General features: G+C 61.6%; 17 protein-coding genes. 7 read left to right on the top strand and 10 right to left on the bottom strand.

Features of this window, described 5'->3' with window-relative positions; all coding sequences use genetic code 11:
* The first annotated feature begins 7 nt into the window (after window positions 1-7).
* Window positions 8-262 carry a YMGG-like glycine zipper-containing protein gene (locus tag AC4CWF_RS01055; protein ID WP_491283298.1) on the top strand — a complete coding sequence of 85 codons (255 nt, stop codon included), beginning with the start codon at window positions 8-10 and terminating at the stop codon, window positions 260-262.
* Between the two features lie 121 nt (window positions 263-383).
* Here AC4CWF_RS01055 and AC4CWF_RS01050 read toward each other — a convergent pair whose 3' ends face one another.
* The gene (locus AC4CWF_RS01050; protein ID WP_491283297.1) at window positions 384-1,109 is read right to left on the bottom strand and encodes a beta-ketoacyl-ACP reductase; all 726 of its coding nucleotides are present in this window, start codon (window positions 1,107-1,109) and stop codon (window positions 384-386) included.
* Window positions 1,110-1,168: 59 nt separating this feature from the next.
* Window positions 1,169-2,350 carry an acetyl-CoA C-acetyltransferase gene (locus AC4CWF_RS01045; protein ID WP_491283296.1) on the bottom strand — a complete coding sequence of 394 codons (1,182 nt, stop codon included), beginning with the start codon at window positions 2,348-2,350 and terminating at the stop codon, window positions 1,169-1,171.
* A gap of 238 nt (window positions 2,351-2,588) precedes the next feature.
* Between AC4CWF_RS01045 and phaR the strand changes: the two genes are divergently transcribed.
* Window positions 2,589-3,179, top strand: coding sequence for a polyhydroxyalkanoate synthesis repressor PhaR (phaR, locus tag AC4CWF_RS01040; protein ID WP_491283295.1), 591 nt, complete (start codon window positions 2,589-2,591; stop codon window positions 3,177-3,179).
* A gap of 157 nt (window positions 3,180-3,336) precedes the next feature.
* Here phaR and rpmF read toward each other — a convergent pair whose 3' ends face one another.
* The 3 genes from rpmF to mtgA all read right to left on the bottom strand — a co-directional run bounded on the left by rpmF (window position 3,337) and on the right by mtgA (window position 5,156).
* Window positions 3,337-3,522: a 50S ribosomal protein L32 gene (gene rpmF, locus AC4CWF_RS01035; RefSeq protein ID WP_137129286.1), complete on the bottom strand. Its 186-nt coding sequence runs from the start codon at window positions 3,520-3,522 to the stop codon at window positions 3,337-3,339.
* A 255-nt stretch (window positions 3,523-3,777) separates the two neighbouring features.
* Entirely contained in the window at window positions 3,778-4,425 is a 648-nt protein-coding gene (locus AC4CWF_RS01030; protein ID WP_491283294.1) for a glutathione S-transferase family protein, read from the bottom strand.
* A 74-nt stretch (window positions 4,426-4,499) separates the two neighbouring features.
* A complete protein-coding gene (mtgA, locus tag AC4CWF_RS01025; protein ID WP_491285130.1) occupies window positions 4,500-5,156 on the bottom strand; it encodes a monofunctional biosynthetic peptidoglycan transglycosylase in 657 nt (218 codons plus the stop codon).
* 230 nt (window positions 5,157-5,386) lie between these two features.
* Here mtgA and AC4CWF_RS01020 point away from each other — a divergent pair, with 230 nt between their 5' ends.
* Together AC4CWF_RS01020 and AC4CWF_RS01015 are read left to right on the top strand one after the other, a co-directional pair.
* On the top strand, window positions 5,387-6,298 hold the full coding sequence (locus tag AC4CWF_RS01020) for a polyprenyl synthetase family protein (RefSeq protein ID WP_491285129.1): 912 nt from the start codon (window positions 5,387-5,389) through the stop codon (window positions 6,296-6,298).
* Window positions 6,299-6,543: 245 nt separating this feature from the next.
* The gene (locus AC4CWF_RS01015) at window positions 6,544-7,188 is read left to right on the top strand and encodes a LysE family translocator (protein ID WP_491283293.1); all 645 of its coding nucleotides are present in this window, start codon (window positions 6,544-6,546) and stop codon (window positions 7,186-7,188) included.
* A gap of 59 nt (window positions 7,189-7,247) precedes the next feature.
* Here the strand turns inward: AC4CWF_RS01015 and AC4CWF_RS01010 are convergent, their stop codons facing one another.
* From AC4CWF_RS01010 to AC4CWF_RS00995, 4 genes are all read right to left on the bottom strand, one after another.
* Complete coding sequence (locus AC4CWF_RS01010; protein WP_491283292.1) at window positions 7,248-7,913, bottom strand: YiaD family glycine zipper/OmpA-like lipoprotein; 666 nt, start codon at window positions 7,911-7,913, stop codon at window positions 7,248-7,250.
* 82 nt (window positions 7,914-7,995) lie between these two features.
* Window positions 7,996-9,240, bottom strand: coding sequence for a flavodoxin-dependent (E)-4-hydroxy-3-methylbut-2-enyl-diphosphate synthase (gene ispG / locus AC4CWF_RS01005; RefSeq protein WP_491283291.1), 1,245 nt, complete (start codon window positions 9,238-9,240; stop codon window positions 7,996-7,998).
* A 73-nt stretch (window positions 9,241-9,313) separates the two neighbouring features.
* Window positions 9,314-10,513, bottom strand: a complete 1,200-nt coding sequence (locus AC4CWF_RS01000; protein WP_491283290.1) for an MFS transporter — start codon at window positions 10,511-10,513, stop codon at window positions 9,314-9,316.
* A 12-nt stretch (window positions 10,514-10,525) separates the two neighbouring features.
* The gene (locus AC4CWF_RS00995; protein ID WP_491283289.1) at window positions 10,526-11,314 is read right to left on the bottom strand and encodes a DeoR/GlpR family DNA-binding transcription regulator; all 789 of its coding nucleotides are present in this window, start codon (window positions 11,312-11,314) and stop codon (window positions 10,526-10,528) included.
* 214 nt (window positions 11,315-11,528) lie between these two features.
* Between AC4CWF_RS00995 and AC4CWF_RS00990 the strand changes: the two genes are divergently transcribed.
* The 3 genes from AC4CWF_RS00990 (at window position 11,529) to AC4CWF_RS00980 (ending at window position 13,859) form a co-directional block, all read left to right on the top strand.
* The gene (locus AC4CWF_RS00990) at window positions 11,529-12,302 is read left to right on the top strand and encodes an amino acid ABC transporter substrate-binding protein (RefSeq protein WP_491283288.1); all 774 of its coding nucleotides are present in this window, start codon (window positions 11,529-11,531) and stop codon (window positions 12,300-12,302) included.
* 118 nt (window positions 12,303-12,420) lie between these two features.
* Entirely contained in the window at window positions 12,421-13,101 is a 681-nt protein-coding gene (locus AC4CWF_RS00985; RefSeq protein WP_491283287.1) for an amino acid ABC transporter permease, read from the top strand.
* Window positions 13,098-13,859 (top strand): amino acid ABC transporter ATP-binding protein, encoded by a 762-nt coding sequence (locus tag AC4CWF_RS00980; RefSeq protein WP_491283286.1) that lies wholly within the window; start codon window positions 13,098-13,100, stop codon window positions 13,857-13,859. The genes AC4CWF_RS00985 and AC4CWF_RS00980 overlap by 4 nt, the downstream gene beginning before the upstream one ends.
* 22 nt (window positions 13,860-13,881) lie before the next feature.
* Here AC4CWF_RS00980 and pyc read toward each other — a convergent pair whose 3' ends face one another.
* On the bottom strand, window positions 13,882-17,343 hold the full coding sequence (gene pyc / locus AC4CWF_RS00975; RefSeq protein ID WP_491283285.1) for a pyruvate carboxylase: 3,462 nt from the start codon (window positions 17,341-17,343) through the stop codon (window positions 13,882-13,884).
* Between the last annotated feature and the right edge of the window lie 15 nt (window positions 17,344-17,358).

Below are 17,358 nucleotides of genomic sequence, written 5' to 3'. Positions count from 1 at the left end.
CCACACCATGAAGAAGATTTTGGCCGTCGCAGCCGTTATGGGCATGCTCGCATCCTGCACATCGACCGAGAGAGGCACGGCCATCGGCGCCGGCTCCGGTGCCGTCATCGGCGGCCTCGTCACCAACAGCTGGGGTGGTGCAGCCGTGGGCGCCGTCGGCGGTGGCCTTGTGGGCGCTGCCATCGGCGAATCGCAGAAGCGCCAGGGTTACTGCGTCTATCGCGACCGCTATGGCCGCAACTACGAAGCCCGCTGCCGCTAAAGACTGCCAATCCATCATATGCAAAACCGGCGCGGAGATCCGCGCCGGTTTTGTTTTGTCTGTCGTTTTGCCTCCGTGGAGCCAGTCCCCCACGCAAACCAGTCTGCCACGCAAAAACGTGTCAGGCGAGATATTGCCCGCCATTGGCGCTGAGCGTTGCCCCGGTGATGAAACCGGCATCGTCGGACGCGAGAAACACCACGCAACGCGCAATTTCCTCCGGCTGGCCCAGCCGTCCGACCGGGATCTGCGGCAGGATGCGTTCGTTCATCACACGCTCGGGAACAGCCAGAACCATCTCTGTGCCGATATAACCCGGGCAGATGGCGTTGACGGTGACGTTCTTGGCGGCCCCCTCCTGCGCCAGCGCTTTGGTAAAGCCGATATCGCCAGCCTTGGCCGCCGAATAATTGGCCTGCCCCATCTGGCCCTTCTGGCCGTTGATCGAGGAGATGTTGATGACGCGACCAAAACCACGGTCTCGCATGCCGCTCCAGACAGGATGCGTCATGTTGAAGAGGCCGGTGAGGTTGGTGTTGATCACCTCGCTCCACTGCCCAGGCGTCATCTTGTGAAACATGGCGTCGCGGGTAATGCCGGCATTGTTGACCAGCACGTCGATAGGGCCAAGCGACGCCTCGACCTGCGCAATCCCCTCGGCGCAGGCCTCGTAGGATGAAACATCCCATTTGAAAACGGGAATGCCCGTCTCCGCCTCGAAGGCTTTGGCACGTTCGTCATTGCCGGCATAATTTGCGGCAACAACATAACCTGCAGCCTTCAGGGCTGTGGCGATGGCCGCGCCGATACCACGCGTGCCACCGGACACCAATGCAATTCTCGTCATGCAAATCCCCCCTCATGGAAAATGTCCGGCCCTTCTTTGTGGTCGGAATGAACGCGCATTCACATGGCTTCGACGCACATCGCAACGCCCATGCCGCCGCCGATGCAGAGCGTGGCGAGACCCTTCTTTGCGCCGCGACGCTTCATCTCGAACACCAGCGTGTTCAAAACGCGTGCCCCGGAAGCGCCAATTGGGTGACCGATGGCGATGGCGCCGCCATTAACGTTGACGATAGACGGGTCCCAGCCCATGTCCTTGTTGACGGCGCAGGCTTGCGCGGCAAAGGCCTCGTTTGCTTCGACCAGATCCAGATCACCAACTGACCAGCCGGCTTTTTCCAGCGCCTTGCGCGAGGCCGGGATCGGCCCGGTGCCCATGATCTGCGGATCGACGCCCGCCGTTGCCCAGGAGACGATGCGCACCAGCGGCGTGATGCCGCGACGAGACGCTTCGGCCTCAGTCATCAGAACGGTTGCAGCCGCGCCATCGTTAATGCCGGATGCATTGCCGGCCGTCACGGTGCCTTCCTTGTCGAAGGCGGGGCGCAGCTTGGTCATGCTTTCGAGCGTGGCGCCGGCGCGGATATATTCGTCGGCATCGACGGTTACATCGCCCTTGCGACCCTTGATGATGAAGGGAATGATCTCATCGGCAAAACGGCCGGCCTTTTGCGCGGCTTCCGCCTTGTTTTGTGAGGCGACGGCAAACTGGTCCTGCTCGTCACGCGTCAACTGCCACTGGCGGGCGACGTTTTCCGCCGTCGTTCCCATGTGATACCCGTAGAAGGCGTCCGTGAGGCCATCCTTGATCATGGTGTCGATCATCTTCATATCGCCCATCTTGGTGCCGCCGCGCAGATGCGCGCAATGCGGTGCCATGGACATGGATTCCTGGCCGCCGGCGACGATGATTTTCGCATCGCCAAGCGCGATCTGCTGCATGCCGATGGCAACCGCACGCAGGCCCGAGCCGCAGAGCTGGTTGATGCCCCAGGCCGTGGTTTCCTGCGGCGTGCCTGCCTTCATGGCCGCCTGACGCGCCGGGTTCTGCCCCTCGCCGGCCGGAAGAACCTGACCGAGGATCACCTCGTCCACTTCCTTCGCATCGACGCCTGCCCTTTCCAGCGCGCCCTTGATCGCGGCAGCGCCGAGTTCATGGGCGGCCACATTGGCAAAGGCGCCGTTGAACGAGCCAACGGCCGTTCGAGCGGCGGATGCAATCACGATCGACGGCTGGCTCATGCGGGTGTCTCCTCGATTTCCCTTGTTGTTGGCCTGAGACTGGCAAAGCTTCCCGCATAAGTCAAAGGGTGGACATCATCAATTTGATGCGCTTTGTTAAGTAGTCGCCAAAAATTCTGCAACGCGGGGTTGGCTGCCGCATCGCACAATTCGATTGTCAGTCGGCTTTGTTTGAGCGTAAGGTTGGCCTGGGAGAGAAACACCGACAAAACTATATTGACGGGTTCAGGAGGCAATGATGGCGAAGACTGATGGTGAAATTGTCATAAAAAAATATGCCAATAGACGCCTCTACAACACGGGCACCAGCACCTATGTGACGCTGGAAGACCTGGCGACCATGGTGAAGAAGGGCGAGGATTTTCAGGTACAGGACGCCAAGAGCGGCGACGACATCACGCATTCCGTGCTGACCCAGATCATCTTCGAGCAGGAATCCAAGACGGGCAACACGCTGCTGCCGATCTCCTTCCTGCGCCAGCTGATTTCCTATTACGGCGACCAGATGCAGATGGTGGTGCCGACCTTCCTCGAACATTCGATGAAGAACTTTGCCGACCAGCAGGCACAGATGCGCGAGCAGATGACACGCGCTTTCGGCGAAACGCCGATCACCAAAAACCTGCAGATGCCGATCCAGATGATGGAAGAACAGGTGCGGCGCAACACCGACCTGTTCCGCCAGGCCATGCAGATGTTTTCGCCCTTCGGCGCGCAAGGTGCAACCGCCGAACGCGAGCCGAAGAAGGCGCCTGACGCCAAGGATCTCGATGAGCTGAAGGATCAGCTGCGGACCCTGCAGACGCGCCTGGACAGCATGGGTTCCTGACACGCACCGCGGTCCTGCCGTAAAGATCCGAGACACACGAAAAAGGGCTGCGGGACACCGCGGCCCTTTTTTCATAAAGGCGTTTTCTCGGCAAATTCCGGGCAACAAAAAAGGCCGGCGAAAACCGGCCTTCCTGCAGCAAAATCTCAAGAAGAGATTATGCGCTTTCCTTCGGCGTCAGAACCTGGCGACCACGGTACATGCCCGTCTTCAGGTCGATGTGGTGCGGACGACGCAGTTCGCCGGAGTTCTTGTCTTCGACGTAGGTGGGGGTCTGGAGCGCGTCAGCGGAGCGGCGCATACCGCGCTTCGACGGGCTCGTTTTTCTCTTCGGTACAGCCATTTTCGTTACTCCAAATTGTCAGGCAAAACATGCTCGGCGGCCCGAAGGAGGCCGAACTCCACATGTCTCGATCTCGGAAATTTGCCGGGCTTATACATGGCAATCCCCACCTTGACCAGTCCCTGCGGGCAAAATTTGCGAAGAAGCTTGACGCCGCGCCGGATGATCGCCAGCAGCACGGCTGATACCACAGGCAATACGCCCGAGTCCCGCTCAATCGGCACCGGCGAGACGGCACGTGGTCCTGAGGATAGATCAGGCCTCGTCTGCGGGAACGATCCAGGTTTCGGCAAGCGCTGCCTGCTGCCATTCGATCCACGCCGGATGCGCCTTCATCGCCGCCATATAGGCTTGCGTGTCCGCGTCCACCGCAATGTCATAGACATCCAGCCGGTTGATGACAGGCGCAAACATGGCGTCGGCGGCGGAAAACGCGCCGAACAGGAAGGGGCCACCGGAGCGCGCGCGCAGGGTCTTCCAGATCTCGGTGATGCGCGCCACATCATCCGCCACACCCTCTGGCAGCGCGATGGCCCGCTTCTGACGGCGGATATTCATCGGGCAGGCTCCGCGCAGCGCCCGGAAGCCCGACAGCATCTCCATCGAGATCGACCGCGCCACGGCACGGTCGACGGAATCCTGTGGCCAGAGGCCAGCCTCGGGATAAAGCTCGGCCACATATTCGATGATGGCAAGCGATTCCCACACATGGAGATCGCCGTGCTTCAGCACAGGCACCTTGCCGGTCGGCGAAAACTTTCGAAACTCCGGATTGCCGCCATGATCGTCGAAGGGGATCAGCACTTCCTCGAAAGCGACGCCTGCGGCTTTCAGAGCAATCCACGGCCGGAATGACCAGGAGGAATAATTCTTGTTGGCGATATAGAGAACCAGTCCGTCCATGTGCAGCCTCCGCCTGTTATCTTGCCGCCAGCATAGGAGCCGCAACGCTCAGCCGCCAACGACATTTGCTGCTGTCAGTCATAAAGACATTTGATGTATCCGCCGGAGGCGCGCGCGCGCCGCTCCACCACGGAAGCAAGGCGCTGCATGCCACGCCCGGGCTTTGAAGCCACCCGCGTGATGGGATTGGGCAGGGCAACGGCCAGAAGGCTGGCCTGCCGCTGGCTGAGCCTTGACGCAGAAACACCGAAATGATGGCGGGCTGCGGCCTCGATGCCGTAGATGCCCGGCCCCCATTCGGCGACGTTGAGGTAAATCTCCATCATCCGCCGTTTCGACCAGACGAGATCCGACCACATGGCGAGCGGCACTTCCAGCACCTTGCGGATGACATTGCGGCCATTCCACAGGAAGAGGTTCTTGGCGGCCTGCATGGGAATGGTGCTTGCGCCGCGGGTTGCCTCGCCATCCAGCGCATCCTGCACCACGCCGCGCATCTGCACCCAATCAACGCCATCATGGGCGCAGAACTGCCCGTCCTCCGACATCATCACCGATTGCACCAGCACGGGCGCGATCTCATCGAACGGCACCCAGCGGCGGTCATAACCCTGAAATGTCGCGAGGTCGGCGACCATCAGCGTGGACACGGGGTGGATGAAGGGAAGGGCATAAAAGACGACGAGCGCGTAGGGAAGGACCAGCAGAGCACCCAGCGCCACCAAAACCATCTTCGCCCGCTCGAGGGTCACAAGGCCGCGGCCCGATTTCGGCAAAGGCTGCTCCTCTTCGGACTGCCGCTCGGGTGTGAGGTCCAAATCTACCACTCGTTTTCGTCTCTCCAGGCCGTACATAGCGGCTGGCGGCAGCAAAGGCCAGTTGCAAGCCGCCAATCCCGAGCGGTTTTCACCAAAACTCCGTTGCCAGCCGTCTCCGGTCATGCCAATGAACCGCCATGACGATGCTCGATCCCGCCGCCTTCGACACCTATCTGCGCCAGCGCGCCGCCGAGACGGAACGCCTGTTGTCCGACCTTCTGGGTGCAGACATCCGGATGGACGAGATCGCGCGCCCGCATAATCTCGTGGCCGCCATGCGCCACGGCACGCTGAACGGCGGCAAGCGGCTGCGTCCCTTCCTGGTTTCAGAAACAACGGCGCTGTTTTCCGGCAACGCCGAAGCCGCCGCCCGCGTCGGCGCCGCCCTCGAATGCCTGCACAGCTATTCGCTGATCCATGACGACCTGCCGGCGATGGACGATGACGACCTGCGCCGGGGCCAGCCGACCGTTCACAAGGCCTTTACCGAGGCCACCGCCATTCTCGCCGGCGACAGCCTGCTGACCTATGCTTTCGATCTGATCGCAGCCCCCGAGACGGACCTTCCCGACGACCGCAAGGTACAGCTGGTGCTGGCGCTATCGCGTGCTGCCGGCATTGGCGGAATGGCTGGCGGACAGGCGCTGGATCTGGAAGCCGAGACGACCGTTCCAGACGAAGACGGCATCGTGATGCTGCAGGCGATGAAGACAGGCGCGCTCTTACGCTTTGCCTGCGAGGCAGGGCCTGTGATTGCCGGCGCCGGATCGGAAGATCGCCAGCGTCTGCGGCGTTTCGGCGAGGTGATCGGCCTTGCCTTCCAGCTGGCCGATGACGTGCTGGATGTGACGTCGGACGCAACCACCATGGGCAAGGCAACCGGCAAGGATGCCGGACGCGGCAAGGCAACGCTTGTGGCCCGCCACGGCATTGCCTGGGCCGAACAGCGCCTCGATACGCTTGTGGAAGAGGCCGTCGGGCTTGTCTCCCCCTATGGCGAAAAGGCCGGCATCCTGATTGCCACCGCGCGTTTTATCGCAGACCGGCAGAACTGACCGACCCGTCTCATCACCATTTCTGATGGTTTCCCATCGAAACTTGTCACATGACCCGGCGCCACGCCGGGTTTAAAAGTCTGTTCAAGAATTCCTCCTGGCACGGCGAAAATGGTGATTTCGAGAACCGGAGCGGAGCGTGCTTAACGTACGTGAGCACCGGACAAGCAGAAATCGCCATTTGCAGCCCGCTAGGGGGAATTATAGGACAGACTGTAAGACGGTGTCCTCAACCGGGAGGCGTTATGTCGGATCTCATGCTGAACCTGCCGCAGGTGATTGCGGCCTATATGCTCTATCTGGTGGCCGTGATCAGCCCCGGTCCGGCAATCCTTGCCATCATCTCGACATCGCTCAATCACGGACGCAAAGCCGGGATGACGATTGCGCTCGGCATTTTTGCCGGCTCCTTCACCTGGGCCATGGCGGCAGCGCTTGGCCTCTCCGCCCTCCTGTCCAAATATGGCGAGGCACTGCAGGTCCTGAAGGTGCTGGGCGGCTGTTACCTTCTCTATCTCGCCTACAAGGCCGCCAGAGGCGCGCTCCGCAGCGATCCGCCACAGGCCGATGGCGATGCAGCCGATGCCCCGGCAAGCGTGCTGCGAACCTTCCTCACCGGCTATGCCATCCACCTCACCAACCCGAAGGCCATCTTTGCCTGGGTGGCAATCATTTCGCTCGGCCTGCCGCCGTCTGCCTCGACAAGTGCCGTGGCCATCATCGTCGGCGGCTGCCTGACGACCGGCTTCATCGTCTTCATGACCTATGCCCTGCTGTTTTCAACAGCACGCGCCGCCCGGCTCTATCGCCAGGCCCGCCGCAGCATCGAAGCGGTCATGGCGCTGCTGTTCGGCGCCGCCGGGATCAAGATGTTGGCCAGCGGTCTTTGAATGCAAAAAGGGCGCCGCTTGTGCGACGCCCCCTGATGTTTCATCCGATCTGAAAAAGATCACCCTTGCGTGATCGGAGCAATCTGGATCTCGACGCGGCGGTTCTGCGCGCGTCCATCCGGCGTGGCATTGGAAGCAACCGGCTGCGACGGACCAAAGCCCATGGTGGAGATGCGGCGCTGATCGACGCCACGGCCGCCGATATAATTGGCGACGGAGGCAGCGCGGCGTTCCGACAGCTGCTGGTTATGCGCAAGGCTGCCGGTCGAATCCGTGTGGCCGTTGATATCGATGAAGGTGCGGTTGAACTTGTTGAGCACGATCGCCACCGAATCAAGCGTCGGGTAGAAGCCCGGCAGCACCTGGTCCTGATCGGTCGGGAAGGTGATATTGGAGGGCATGTTCAAAATGATGCGGTCGCCGTTGCGGGTGACCGAAATGCCGGTTCCCTGCAGCTGGGCGCGCAGTTCCGATTCCTGCTGGTCCATGTAATTGCCGATGGCGCCACCAGCGAGAGCACCGACGCCGGCGCCGATCAGCGCGGCATTGCGGCGACCGACAGGCGAACCGCCGACGGCAAGACCGGCAAGCGCGCCAAGACCGGCCCCGATGGCAGCACCGCCCGCCGTATTGGATACCTTCTGCTGACCGGTATAGGGATCGGTGGTCGTGCAGGCCGAAAGATATGTCGCGCAGAGCGCGACAAGTGCAAGCTTCTTCATCATGGAATCAAAACCCCGTCTCGTCTTCCTCGTCATTTACCCTGAATTACGGCAATAACGAGGACAGGAACAGACGGCAACACTGCTATTCGGCAGCGGTTTTCTGACCGAAGCGTTTTTCGATATAGTCGGCCACGAGCGCTTCGAAATGCGCGGCAATATTGGGGCCACGCAGCGTCAGCGCCTTCTGCCCATCGATGAAAACGGGAGCGGCCGGCGTCTCGCCGGTGCCAGGCAGCGAAATGCCGATATCGGCATGTTTGCTTTCGCCGGGACCGTTGACGATGCAGCCCATGACGGCAACGTTCAGAGCCTCGACACCCGGATATTTTTCACGCCAGACCGGCATGTTCTTGCGGATGTCGTTCTGGATGTTCTGCGCCAGTTCCTGAAACACGGTGGACGTGGTGCGCCCACAGCCGGGACAGGCTGCAACGACCGGAATGAACTGGCGAAAGCCCATGACCTGCAACAGTTCCTGCGCCACCTGCACCTCGCGGGTGCGGTCTCCGTTCGGTTCCGGCGTCAGCGAGACGCGGATCGTGTCGCCGATGCCGTGCTGGAGCACGTAGCCCATGGCGGCCGATGAGGCGACGATGCCCTTGGAGCCCATGCCGGCTTCGGTCAAGCCGAGATGCAGCGCATGGTCGGAGCGTTCCGACAGCATGGAATAGACGGCGATCAGGTCCTGCACCTGGCTGACCTTGGCCGAGAGAATGATGCGGTTGCGCGGCAGCCCGATGTTTTCGGCCAGTTCCGCCGAAATCAGCGCCGACTGCACGATTGCCTCATGCATCACCTGCCGCGCCGACAGAGGCGAGCCTGCCTCTGCGTTGCGGTCCATCAGCGTCGTCAAGAGGTCCTGGTCGAGCGAGCCCCAGTTGACGCCGATGCGCACCGGCTTGTCGTAGCGGATCGCCATTTCCACGATATCGGCGAACTGCTTGTCCTTCTTGTCCTTGAAGCCGACATTGCCGGGATTGATGCGGTATTTCGCCAGCGCTTCTGCGCAATCCGGATGATCGGCAAGCAGCCGGTGGCCGATATAATGGAAGTCGCCGACCAGCGGCACGTCCAGTCCAAGCCGCAGCAGGCGGTCGCGGATCTTTGGCACGGCGGCCGCACTTTCGTCGCGGTCGACGGTGATGCGCACGATTTCGGAGCCGGCCTTGTAGAGGGCAGCGACCTGGGCAACGGTCGCATCGATATCGGCCGTATCGGTATTGGTCATCGACTGGACGACGACGGGCGCGCCACCGCCGACAATCACACCGCCGACATCGACGGCAACCGAGGCACGACGCGGTTTCGGATCATAATCGGCAGGCATCGCGGTCTCACATCTCTGGAGGAATGGCTTTCAGGTGGCGCAAGCAACAGGGCTTGTCAACACCCAAGCACCATCACTTTTCAGCCGCAGCCCCTGCCGGCCTGTCCGCATGGCGGGCCAGATGCGATAGCGCCAGCACTACCAGATGCAGAAGCGGCAGGCCGGCGAAGATGGCGGCAAGCCCGACATGCTCGGCAATGAAGCCGATTAGTGACGGCGCCACCAGAATTCCGGAATAGCCCATGGTGGTCACAACGGAGAGACCGATGCCCTGCGCCATGCCCGGCAGATTGCCGGCGGCGGAAAAGGCAATCGGCACCATGTTGGAAATGCCGATGCCGGCAATGGCAAAACCGATGATGACCACGGTGGCGTTTCCGGCAAAACCTGCCGTCAGCAGGCCGATAATAGAGGCCAGCGTGCAAAAGCGCAGCGTGCGCACCGCACCGAACCGATCCCGCACCAGATCGCCGCCAAAACGCATGATCGCCATGGTGAGAGAAAAGGCGCCAAACGCAAGGCCCGACAGCTCAACCGAGGCTCCCTGCTCGTTGCGCAGGTAAAGCGCGCCCCAATCCAGAATGGCCCCTTCCGGGATCATCGAAAACAGCGCGACGAGGCCGATCAGCCAGGGCAGCGCCGAACGCGGCAGGCGCACCCGCTCGCCCACCTCTTCCGGATGCGGCTTATCTGCCAGAAGAAGCGGCCAGGCGGCAAACACCAAAAGAGCGGCAATGACCGTAACGAGGCCCGCGTGGCCGAGCACACCGAGCCAGGCCATGACAAGCCCGCCGCTTGCCGAGCCGAAAAGACCACCCAGGCTCCAGAAGGCATGGCAGGAGGACATGATGGAGCGGCGCATGTTCTTTTCCACGGCGACCGCATTGGCGTTCATCGCCACGTCCATCGCGCCGATCAAGCCGCCAAACAGGAATATGGCGATGGCGCCGGTCCACATGTTTCCGACAAGGCTTAAGAAAATCAACGTCGGCAGAACAAGGACGGCGGTGATGCGGGTAACCCGAGCCGAACCGAAACGGGCGATCTGCATGCCGGCGACCGGCATCATCACGATGGAGCCGATGCCGAAGACAAGGATCATCAGGCCGAGCGTGCTTTCGCTGAGCGACAGGCGGACGGCAAATTCCGGGATTTTTGGCGCCCAGGCGCCGACCAGAAAACCGTTCATCAGGAACATCAGCGCAATGGCTGCCCGTTCGCGCGTGATGGCCGGGCTGCGGCGATGGGTGCCCGCGCCAAGGGTATCGTTCATGTCGAGCTCTCCTCAAGCGGCTGACGCCGCTCCTCTCCCGGCCACGATAATCTCGCAGCCCTCTTCCCGTATCATCTGAAGCCTGACCGGATCGGTATCCTCTTCCACGACCAGACAGTGATATTGCGCGGCGCGTGCCACCGCATAGGGTGCAGACACGCTAAATTTCTCGGTGGTCGCGGCCACCAGAACCCGGCTGCAGCGTGTGATGGCAAACTGCTTGAGGGCGGCGTCCTCGTAACCGAAGGCGGAAAGGCCGCCTTGCGCGTCGATCCCACAGGTGCCGATGAGGCAAAGATCAAACCGCATGGCGGACAGGGCCTCTATGGCCCTTGCACCGACAGCGCCGCCGGCCACACGGTCCATGAGGCCGCCGATGAGAATGGTTTCCGCCGCAGGCTTTTCGGCAAGCGCCATGGCAATCGCCGGTGCATTGGTCACGGCCGTCAGCGCCAGATCATCCGGCAGCGCTTCGGCAATCGCCAGATGGGTGCTGCCGGCATCGAAGAATACGACGGTGCGGGGCATGATCTGCCGGATGCAGACCTCCGCCAATGCTCGCTTGCGCTCCATGGCAACACTCATGCGTTGCCGAAGGCTGGTATTGGCGAGCCCCACCGGCAGCGCGCCGCCATAAACCCGCTCGCACAACCCGGCAGCCGCCATTTCGCGCAGGTCCCGGCGGATCGTGTCTTCCGAGACGGAAAATTCCAGCGCAAGCGCTGCCGCAAGCACACGGCCGTCCTGCGCAAGACGCTGGCGAATGCGGCTCTGTCTTTCCGGTAACATCAGTTCGGTCATGGCATCCGTGAATCATGCACAATTGCGCTAAAACGTGCATAACCCGGCAACTGCCCCATGTGCAAGAGCCCATGTCTGGCGAGATTGATGAGAAATGCTCACCTGCGGAAAGATTTTCGCCTTTTTCGGCTTTCCACGCAGTTTTCTCTCCTGCCCTTCCGCCCCATTTCTGCGATGGATCCCTCAACAACAAAAAACGCCAAGGAAACACCCGATGTCGCTGTTCAAATCTCTCGCCGCCGCCGCTCTTATTCAGGCAGCCCTCGTTCTGCCGGCCCTTGCTGGCGAAAATCTCAATGCCATCACCTCTGCTGGCACGATCAAGATCGGCACCGAGGGCACCTATGCGCCCTTCACCTTCCATGATCCCTCGGGCAAGCTGGTCGGCTTCGACGTCGAAATCGGCGAGGCCGTTGCCAAGAAGCTCGGCGTCAAGCCGCAGTTCATCGAAGGCAAGTGGGATGGCCTGATCGCCGGCCTCGATGCCAAGCGTTACGACGTGGTGATCAACCAGGTCGGCATCACCGAAGCGCGCAAGCAGAAATATGATTTCTCCGATCCTTACATCGCCTCAAAGGCGGTGCTGATCGTGCGCGACGGCAATGACGAGATCAAATCCTTCGAGGATCTGAAGGGCAAGAAGGCCGCCCAGTCGCTGTCGAGCAATTTTGGCAAGATCGCCCAGAGCGCCGGTGCAGAACTTGTCGGCACCGACGGTTTTGACCAGTCGATCCAGCTGGTGCTGACGCGCCGGGCTGATGCCACCGTCAATGACAGCCTCTCCTTCCTGGACTTCAAGAAGCAGAAGCCGGATGCCCCGGTAAAGGTTGTTGCCGAACAGGCCGACGCCGATTTTTCCGGCATCATCATCCGCAAGGGCGAGCCGGAACTGGTAGCAGCCGTCAACAAGGCGCTCTCCGACATCAAGGCTGACGGCACCTACAAGACGATTGCCGACAAGTATTTCGGCCAGGACGTCTCGAAATAATCAGCCGCTTCGTTCCCACCGGGAACCGATGCTCCATATGACTGAGAAGGCGGAGCTTTGAGCTGCCGCCTTTTTCGCTTTATACCGTTTTCCAGAACCTTGTCGGAGACCACCCACCGTGCCGCACTGGCTGCAACTGATGGCGGATGCCCTGCCCTCCCTTCTCTGGGCCGGGCTGATCTTCACCATCCCGCTCACCCTTCTCTCCTTCACCTTCGGGCTGGCGCTGGGACTCCTCACCGCGCTGACACGGCTGTTTGCGGCAAAACCGCTGGTGGCCGTGGCGCGCTTTTATGTCTGGGTGATCCGGGGAACGCCGCTTCTGGTGCAGCTTTTCGTCATCTTCTACGGCCTGCCGAGCGTCGGTATCCTGCTCGATGCGTTTCCGGCAGCCCTCATCGGCTTTACGCTGAATATCGGCGCCTATAGTTCGGAGATCATTCGCGCCGTCATTTCCTCGGTGCCAAAAGGACAGTGGGAAGCGGCCTATTCCATCGGCATGTCCTGGCGTCAGGCGATGATCCGTACGATCCTGCCGCAGGCCGCGCGGGTGGCCGTTCCACCGCTCTCCAACACCTTCATTTCGCTGGTAAAGGACACCTCGCTTGCCGCCGCCATTACCGTGCCGGAACTCTTTCAGGCGGCCCAGCGGATCGTTGCCACCACCTATGAGCCGCTGATCCTCTATATCCTCGCCGCCATCATCTACCTTGCCCTCAGCACGGTTCTCTCCACGTTGCAGGTGCATCTCGAAAAGCGCTTCGCCCGTTATGGCGGCATGCTGGAGGCCAATGCATGATCGAGCTTTCCCACATCGAAAAGCGGTTTGGCGAGGCCGTCATCCTCAAGGATATCAGCCTCACCATGGCTGAAGGCAGCGTGACGGCACTCGTCGGCCCCTCCGGCGGCGGCAAAAGCACGCTTCTGCGCTGCATCAATCTTCTGGAAATCCCAAGCAACGGATCTCTGACGCTGGCCGAACACGCGCTTGCGTTTGCACCGGACAAAAAGGTCGGCTGGCCTGATATCCAGCGCATCCGCCGCCAGACCGGCATGGTGTTCCAGAATTTCCAGCTTTTCCCGCACCGCACGGCGCTGGAAAACGTCATGGAAAGCCTGCTGACCGTGCTGAAATGGCCGAAGGAAAAGGCGCGCACCCGCGCCATGGAACTGCTGACCAAAGTGGGCATGGCGCACAAGGCCGATGCATGGCCCGCAACGCTCTCCGGCGGTCAGCAGCAGCGCGTGGCGATTGCCCGGGCGCTTGCCCCCTCGCCGCGCGTTCTTCTCTGCGACGAGCCGACCTCGGCACTCGATCCGGAACTTGCCGCCGAAGTGGTGGAGGTGCTGGCAAAACTTGCCGCCGAAGGCACGACCATGGTGATGGCAACCCATGACCTCAGGCTTGCCTCGCGCATTGCCGACCATGTGGTGTTTCTCGAAGCCGGCCGGGTGATCGAGACGGGCAAGGCCCGCGACGTGTTCGATCATCCGCGCGAGGAGCGCACCCGCCAGTTCGTCGCAACCGTGACAGCCGCCCAGACCCGAGAGGGCTGAGCGGCCGTCATTTGTTCAGCCGTCAGGCGGCGTAGACGATCAGCAGATCCTTGGCGTCGATCTGGTCGCCGGCCTTCACCAGAATTTCGGTGATCGTGCCGTCCTTTTCCGCGTGCAGCGCCGTTTCCATCTTCATCGCCTCGATGGAGAGGAGCACATCGCCGGCCTTCACCGTCTGGCCGGAGGAAACGAAGACGCGGGAAATGACGCCCGGCATCGGCGCACCGAGCTGGGCCGCATTACCCGCTTCCGCCTTGCGGCGCACGAGGGCACCCGAAGCGCCAAAGGCCCGATCCGGCACCTTGATGCGGCGCGGCTGGCCGTTCAGTTCGAAGAAGACTGTGACCAGCCCCTGCGCATCCGGCGCACTGGCCGCCTGGTTGACGATGACAAGCGTCTTGCCCTTTTCGATATCGGCAAACAGTTCGTCGCCATCGGCCATACCGTAGAAATAGGCAGGCGTCGGCAGAACCGAGACCGGGCCATACGTGTCGGAGGCGAGCGCGAAATCCGTAAACACCTTCGGATACATCAGGTAGGAAGCGAACTCGAAATCGCTGACGGGCCGCTCAAGCTTGTCCTCGATCACCTTGCGTTCTGCATCAAGATCAGCGTCGGCCAGAAGCGAGCCGGGACGCACGGTATAGGGCGCATCACCCTTCAACGCCTTTTTCTGCAGCGCCTGCGGCCATCCGCCGGGCGGCTGGCCGAGATCGCCCTTCAGCATGGAAACGACCGAATCCGGGAAGGCAATGTCGCGCTCCGGGTTTTCCACATCGGCGACGGTCAGGTCCTGGCTGACCATCATCAGCGCCATGTCGCCCACCACCTTGGAGGACGGCGTCACCTTGACGATATCGCCGAACATCCGGTTCACGTCGGCATAGGTCTGCGCCACCTGATGCCAGCGGGTCTCCAGCCCGAGCGAGCGGGCCTGTTCCTTGAGGTTGGTGAACTGGCCGCCCGGCATTTCATGCAGGTAGACTTCGGACGCAGGACCCTTGAGATCGCTTTCGAAGGCCGCATACTGGTTGCGCACCGCCTCCCAATAGAACGAGATGCGGCGGATCCAGGCGGGATCGAGGCCGGATGAGCGCTCGGTGCCGGAGAGCGCCTCGACGATGGAGCCAAGGCACGGCTGCGACGTGTTGCCGGAAAACGCATCCATCGCCGCATCTACCGCATCGACGCCGGCATCGATGGCGGCAAGCACGGTGGCGGCCGAAATGCCCGACGTATCATGCGTGTGGAAATGGATCGGCAGGCTGGTTGCTTCGCGCAGCGCCTTGAACAGCACGCGGGCTGCGGCAGGCTTCAAAAGCCCCGCCATGTCCTTCAGCGCGATGATATGCGCGCCGGCCTTTTCCAGTTCGACGGCGAGATCCGTATAATATTTGAGATCGTATTTCGGCCGGGCGCTGTTCAAGAGATCGCCCGTGTAGCAGATCGCTGCCTCGCAGAGCTTGTTCTCTTCCTGCACCGCGTCCATCGAGACGCGCATGTTGTCGACCCAGTTCAGGCAGTCGAAGACGCGGAACAGATCGATGCCGCCCTTGGCCGCCTGGCGAACGAAATATTTGACCACGTTGTCAGGGTAGTTCGTATAGCCGACGCCGTTTGCGCCGCGCAGCAGCATTTGCAGCAACAGGTTCGGCGCGCCCTCGCGCACCAGCGCCAGCCGCTCCCACGGATCTTCGGTGAGGAAGCGCATGGAGACGTCAAAGGTCGCGCCGCCCCAGCATTCGAGCGACAGAAGGCCCGGCAGCGCGCGGGCATAAACGCCGGCAATGCTCGCAATGTCATGCGTGCGCATGCGGGTGGCGAGCAGCGACTGGTGGCCGTCACGCATGGTGGTATCGGTCATCAGCACGCGCTTTTCAGCGCGCATCCATTCGGCAAAACCCTTTGGCCCGAGAGCATCGAGTTTCTGCTTGCTGCCGTCAGGGATCGGTGCGTCGATATAGGGCACCACGGGCTTGGGCGCCTTGTCTGCCGGCTTCGGGCGGCCCTTGGTTTCCGGATGGCCGTTCACCGTAACGTCAGCGAGATAGGTCAGAAGTTTTGTCGCGCGGTCCTGGCGCTTCACCTGCTGGAAAAGCTCGGGCGTGGTATCGATGAAGCGGGTCGTATAGGTATTGTCGCGGAAACTCGGGTGGCCGATAATCGCCTCAAGGAAGGTGAGGTTGGTCGCAACACCGCGGATACGGAATTCGCGCAGCGCCCGGTCCATGCGGCTGATCGCCTCCTGCGGCGTGCCGCCCGAGGCGGTGACCTTGACCAGCAGCGGATCGTAAAAGCGGGTGATGATGGCGCCGGTATAAGCGGTGCCGCCGTCAAGCCGGATACCGAAGCCGGCAGCCGAGCGGTAGGCAGTGATGCGCCCGTAATCGGGGATGAAATTCTGCTCGGGATCTTCGGTCGTGATGCGGCACTGCAGCGCATGGCCGTTGAGGCGAATGTTTTCCTGCGCGGGCACGCCCGATTCCGGCGTGCCGATGGCAAAGCCTTCCAGTGCGTGGATCTGCGCCTTGACGATATCGATGCCGGTGACGACTTCGGTGACCGTATGCTCCACCTGGATGCGCGGATTGACCTCGATGAAGTAAAATTTGCCGGTGTCGGAATCCATCAGATATTCGACCGTGCCGGCGCCGACATAGCTGGTGGCGGCTGCGATCTTCAGCGAGTACCCGGCAAGCTCCTGGCGCTGCGCCTCGCTCAAATACGGTGCCGGCGCCCGCTCGACAACCTTCTGGTTTCGCCGCTGGATCGAGCAGTCGCGCTCGAAGAGGTGGACGACATTGCCATGGGTGTCGCCAAGGATCTGGCTTTCCACGTGGCGGGCGCGTTCGACGAGCTTTTCGAGATAGACCTCGTCCTTGCCGAAGGCGGCCATCGCTTCGCGCTTGGCTTCCACGACTTCCTTGGCGAGGTCTTTCGGATCACGGATGGCGCGCATGCCGCGCCCGCCGCCGCCCCAGGAGGCCTTCAGCATCACCGGATAACCGATTTCTTCGGCCATGCGGGCAACTTCAGCCATGTCATCCGGCAGCGGTTCTGTCGCGGGAACGACGGGAACGCCGACGGAAATCGCCAGATTGCGGGCGGCAACCTTATTGCCCAGCCGGCGCATCGTGTCAGCGCGCGGACCGATGAAGATCAGGCCGGCGGCATCGCAGGCCTCGACGAATTCCGGGCTTTCCGACAAAAGCCCGTAACCGGGATGGATGGCATCGGCGCCCGAGAGCTTTGCGACCCGAATGATTTCGGAGATCGACAGATAGCTTTCGATCGGCCCCATGTCCTTGGCAAGATGCGGGCCGCGGCCGACCTGATAACTTTCATCCGCCTTGAAGCGATGCAGCGAAAGTTTGTCCTCCTCCGCCCATATGGCGACGGTCTTGATCCCGAGTTCGTTGGCGGCGCGAAACACGCGGATGGCAATTTCGGACCGGTTCGCAACAAGAATCTTCGAAATCTTCAAGACAGTCTCCCCAAT

Source organism: Neorhizobium sp. PAMB6630 (assembly GCF_058242775.1).
Note: the sequence above shows the minus strand (reverse complement) of the source record. Positions and strands in the feature narration are given on the sequence as shown.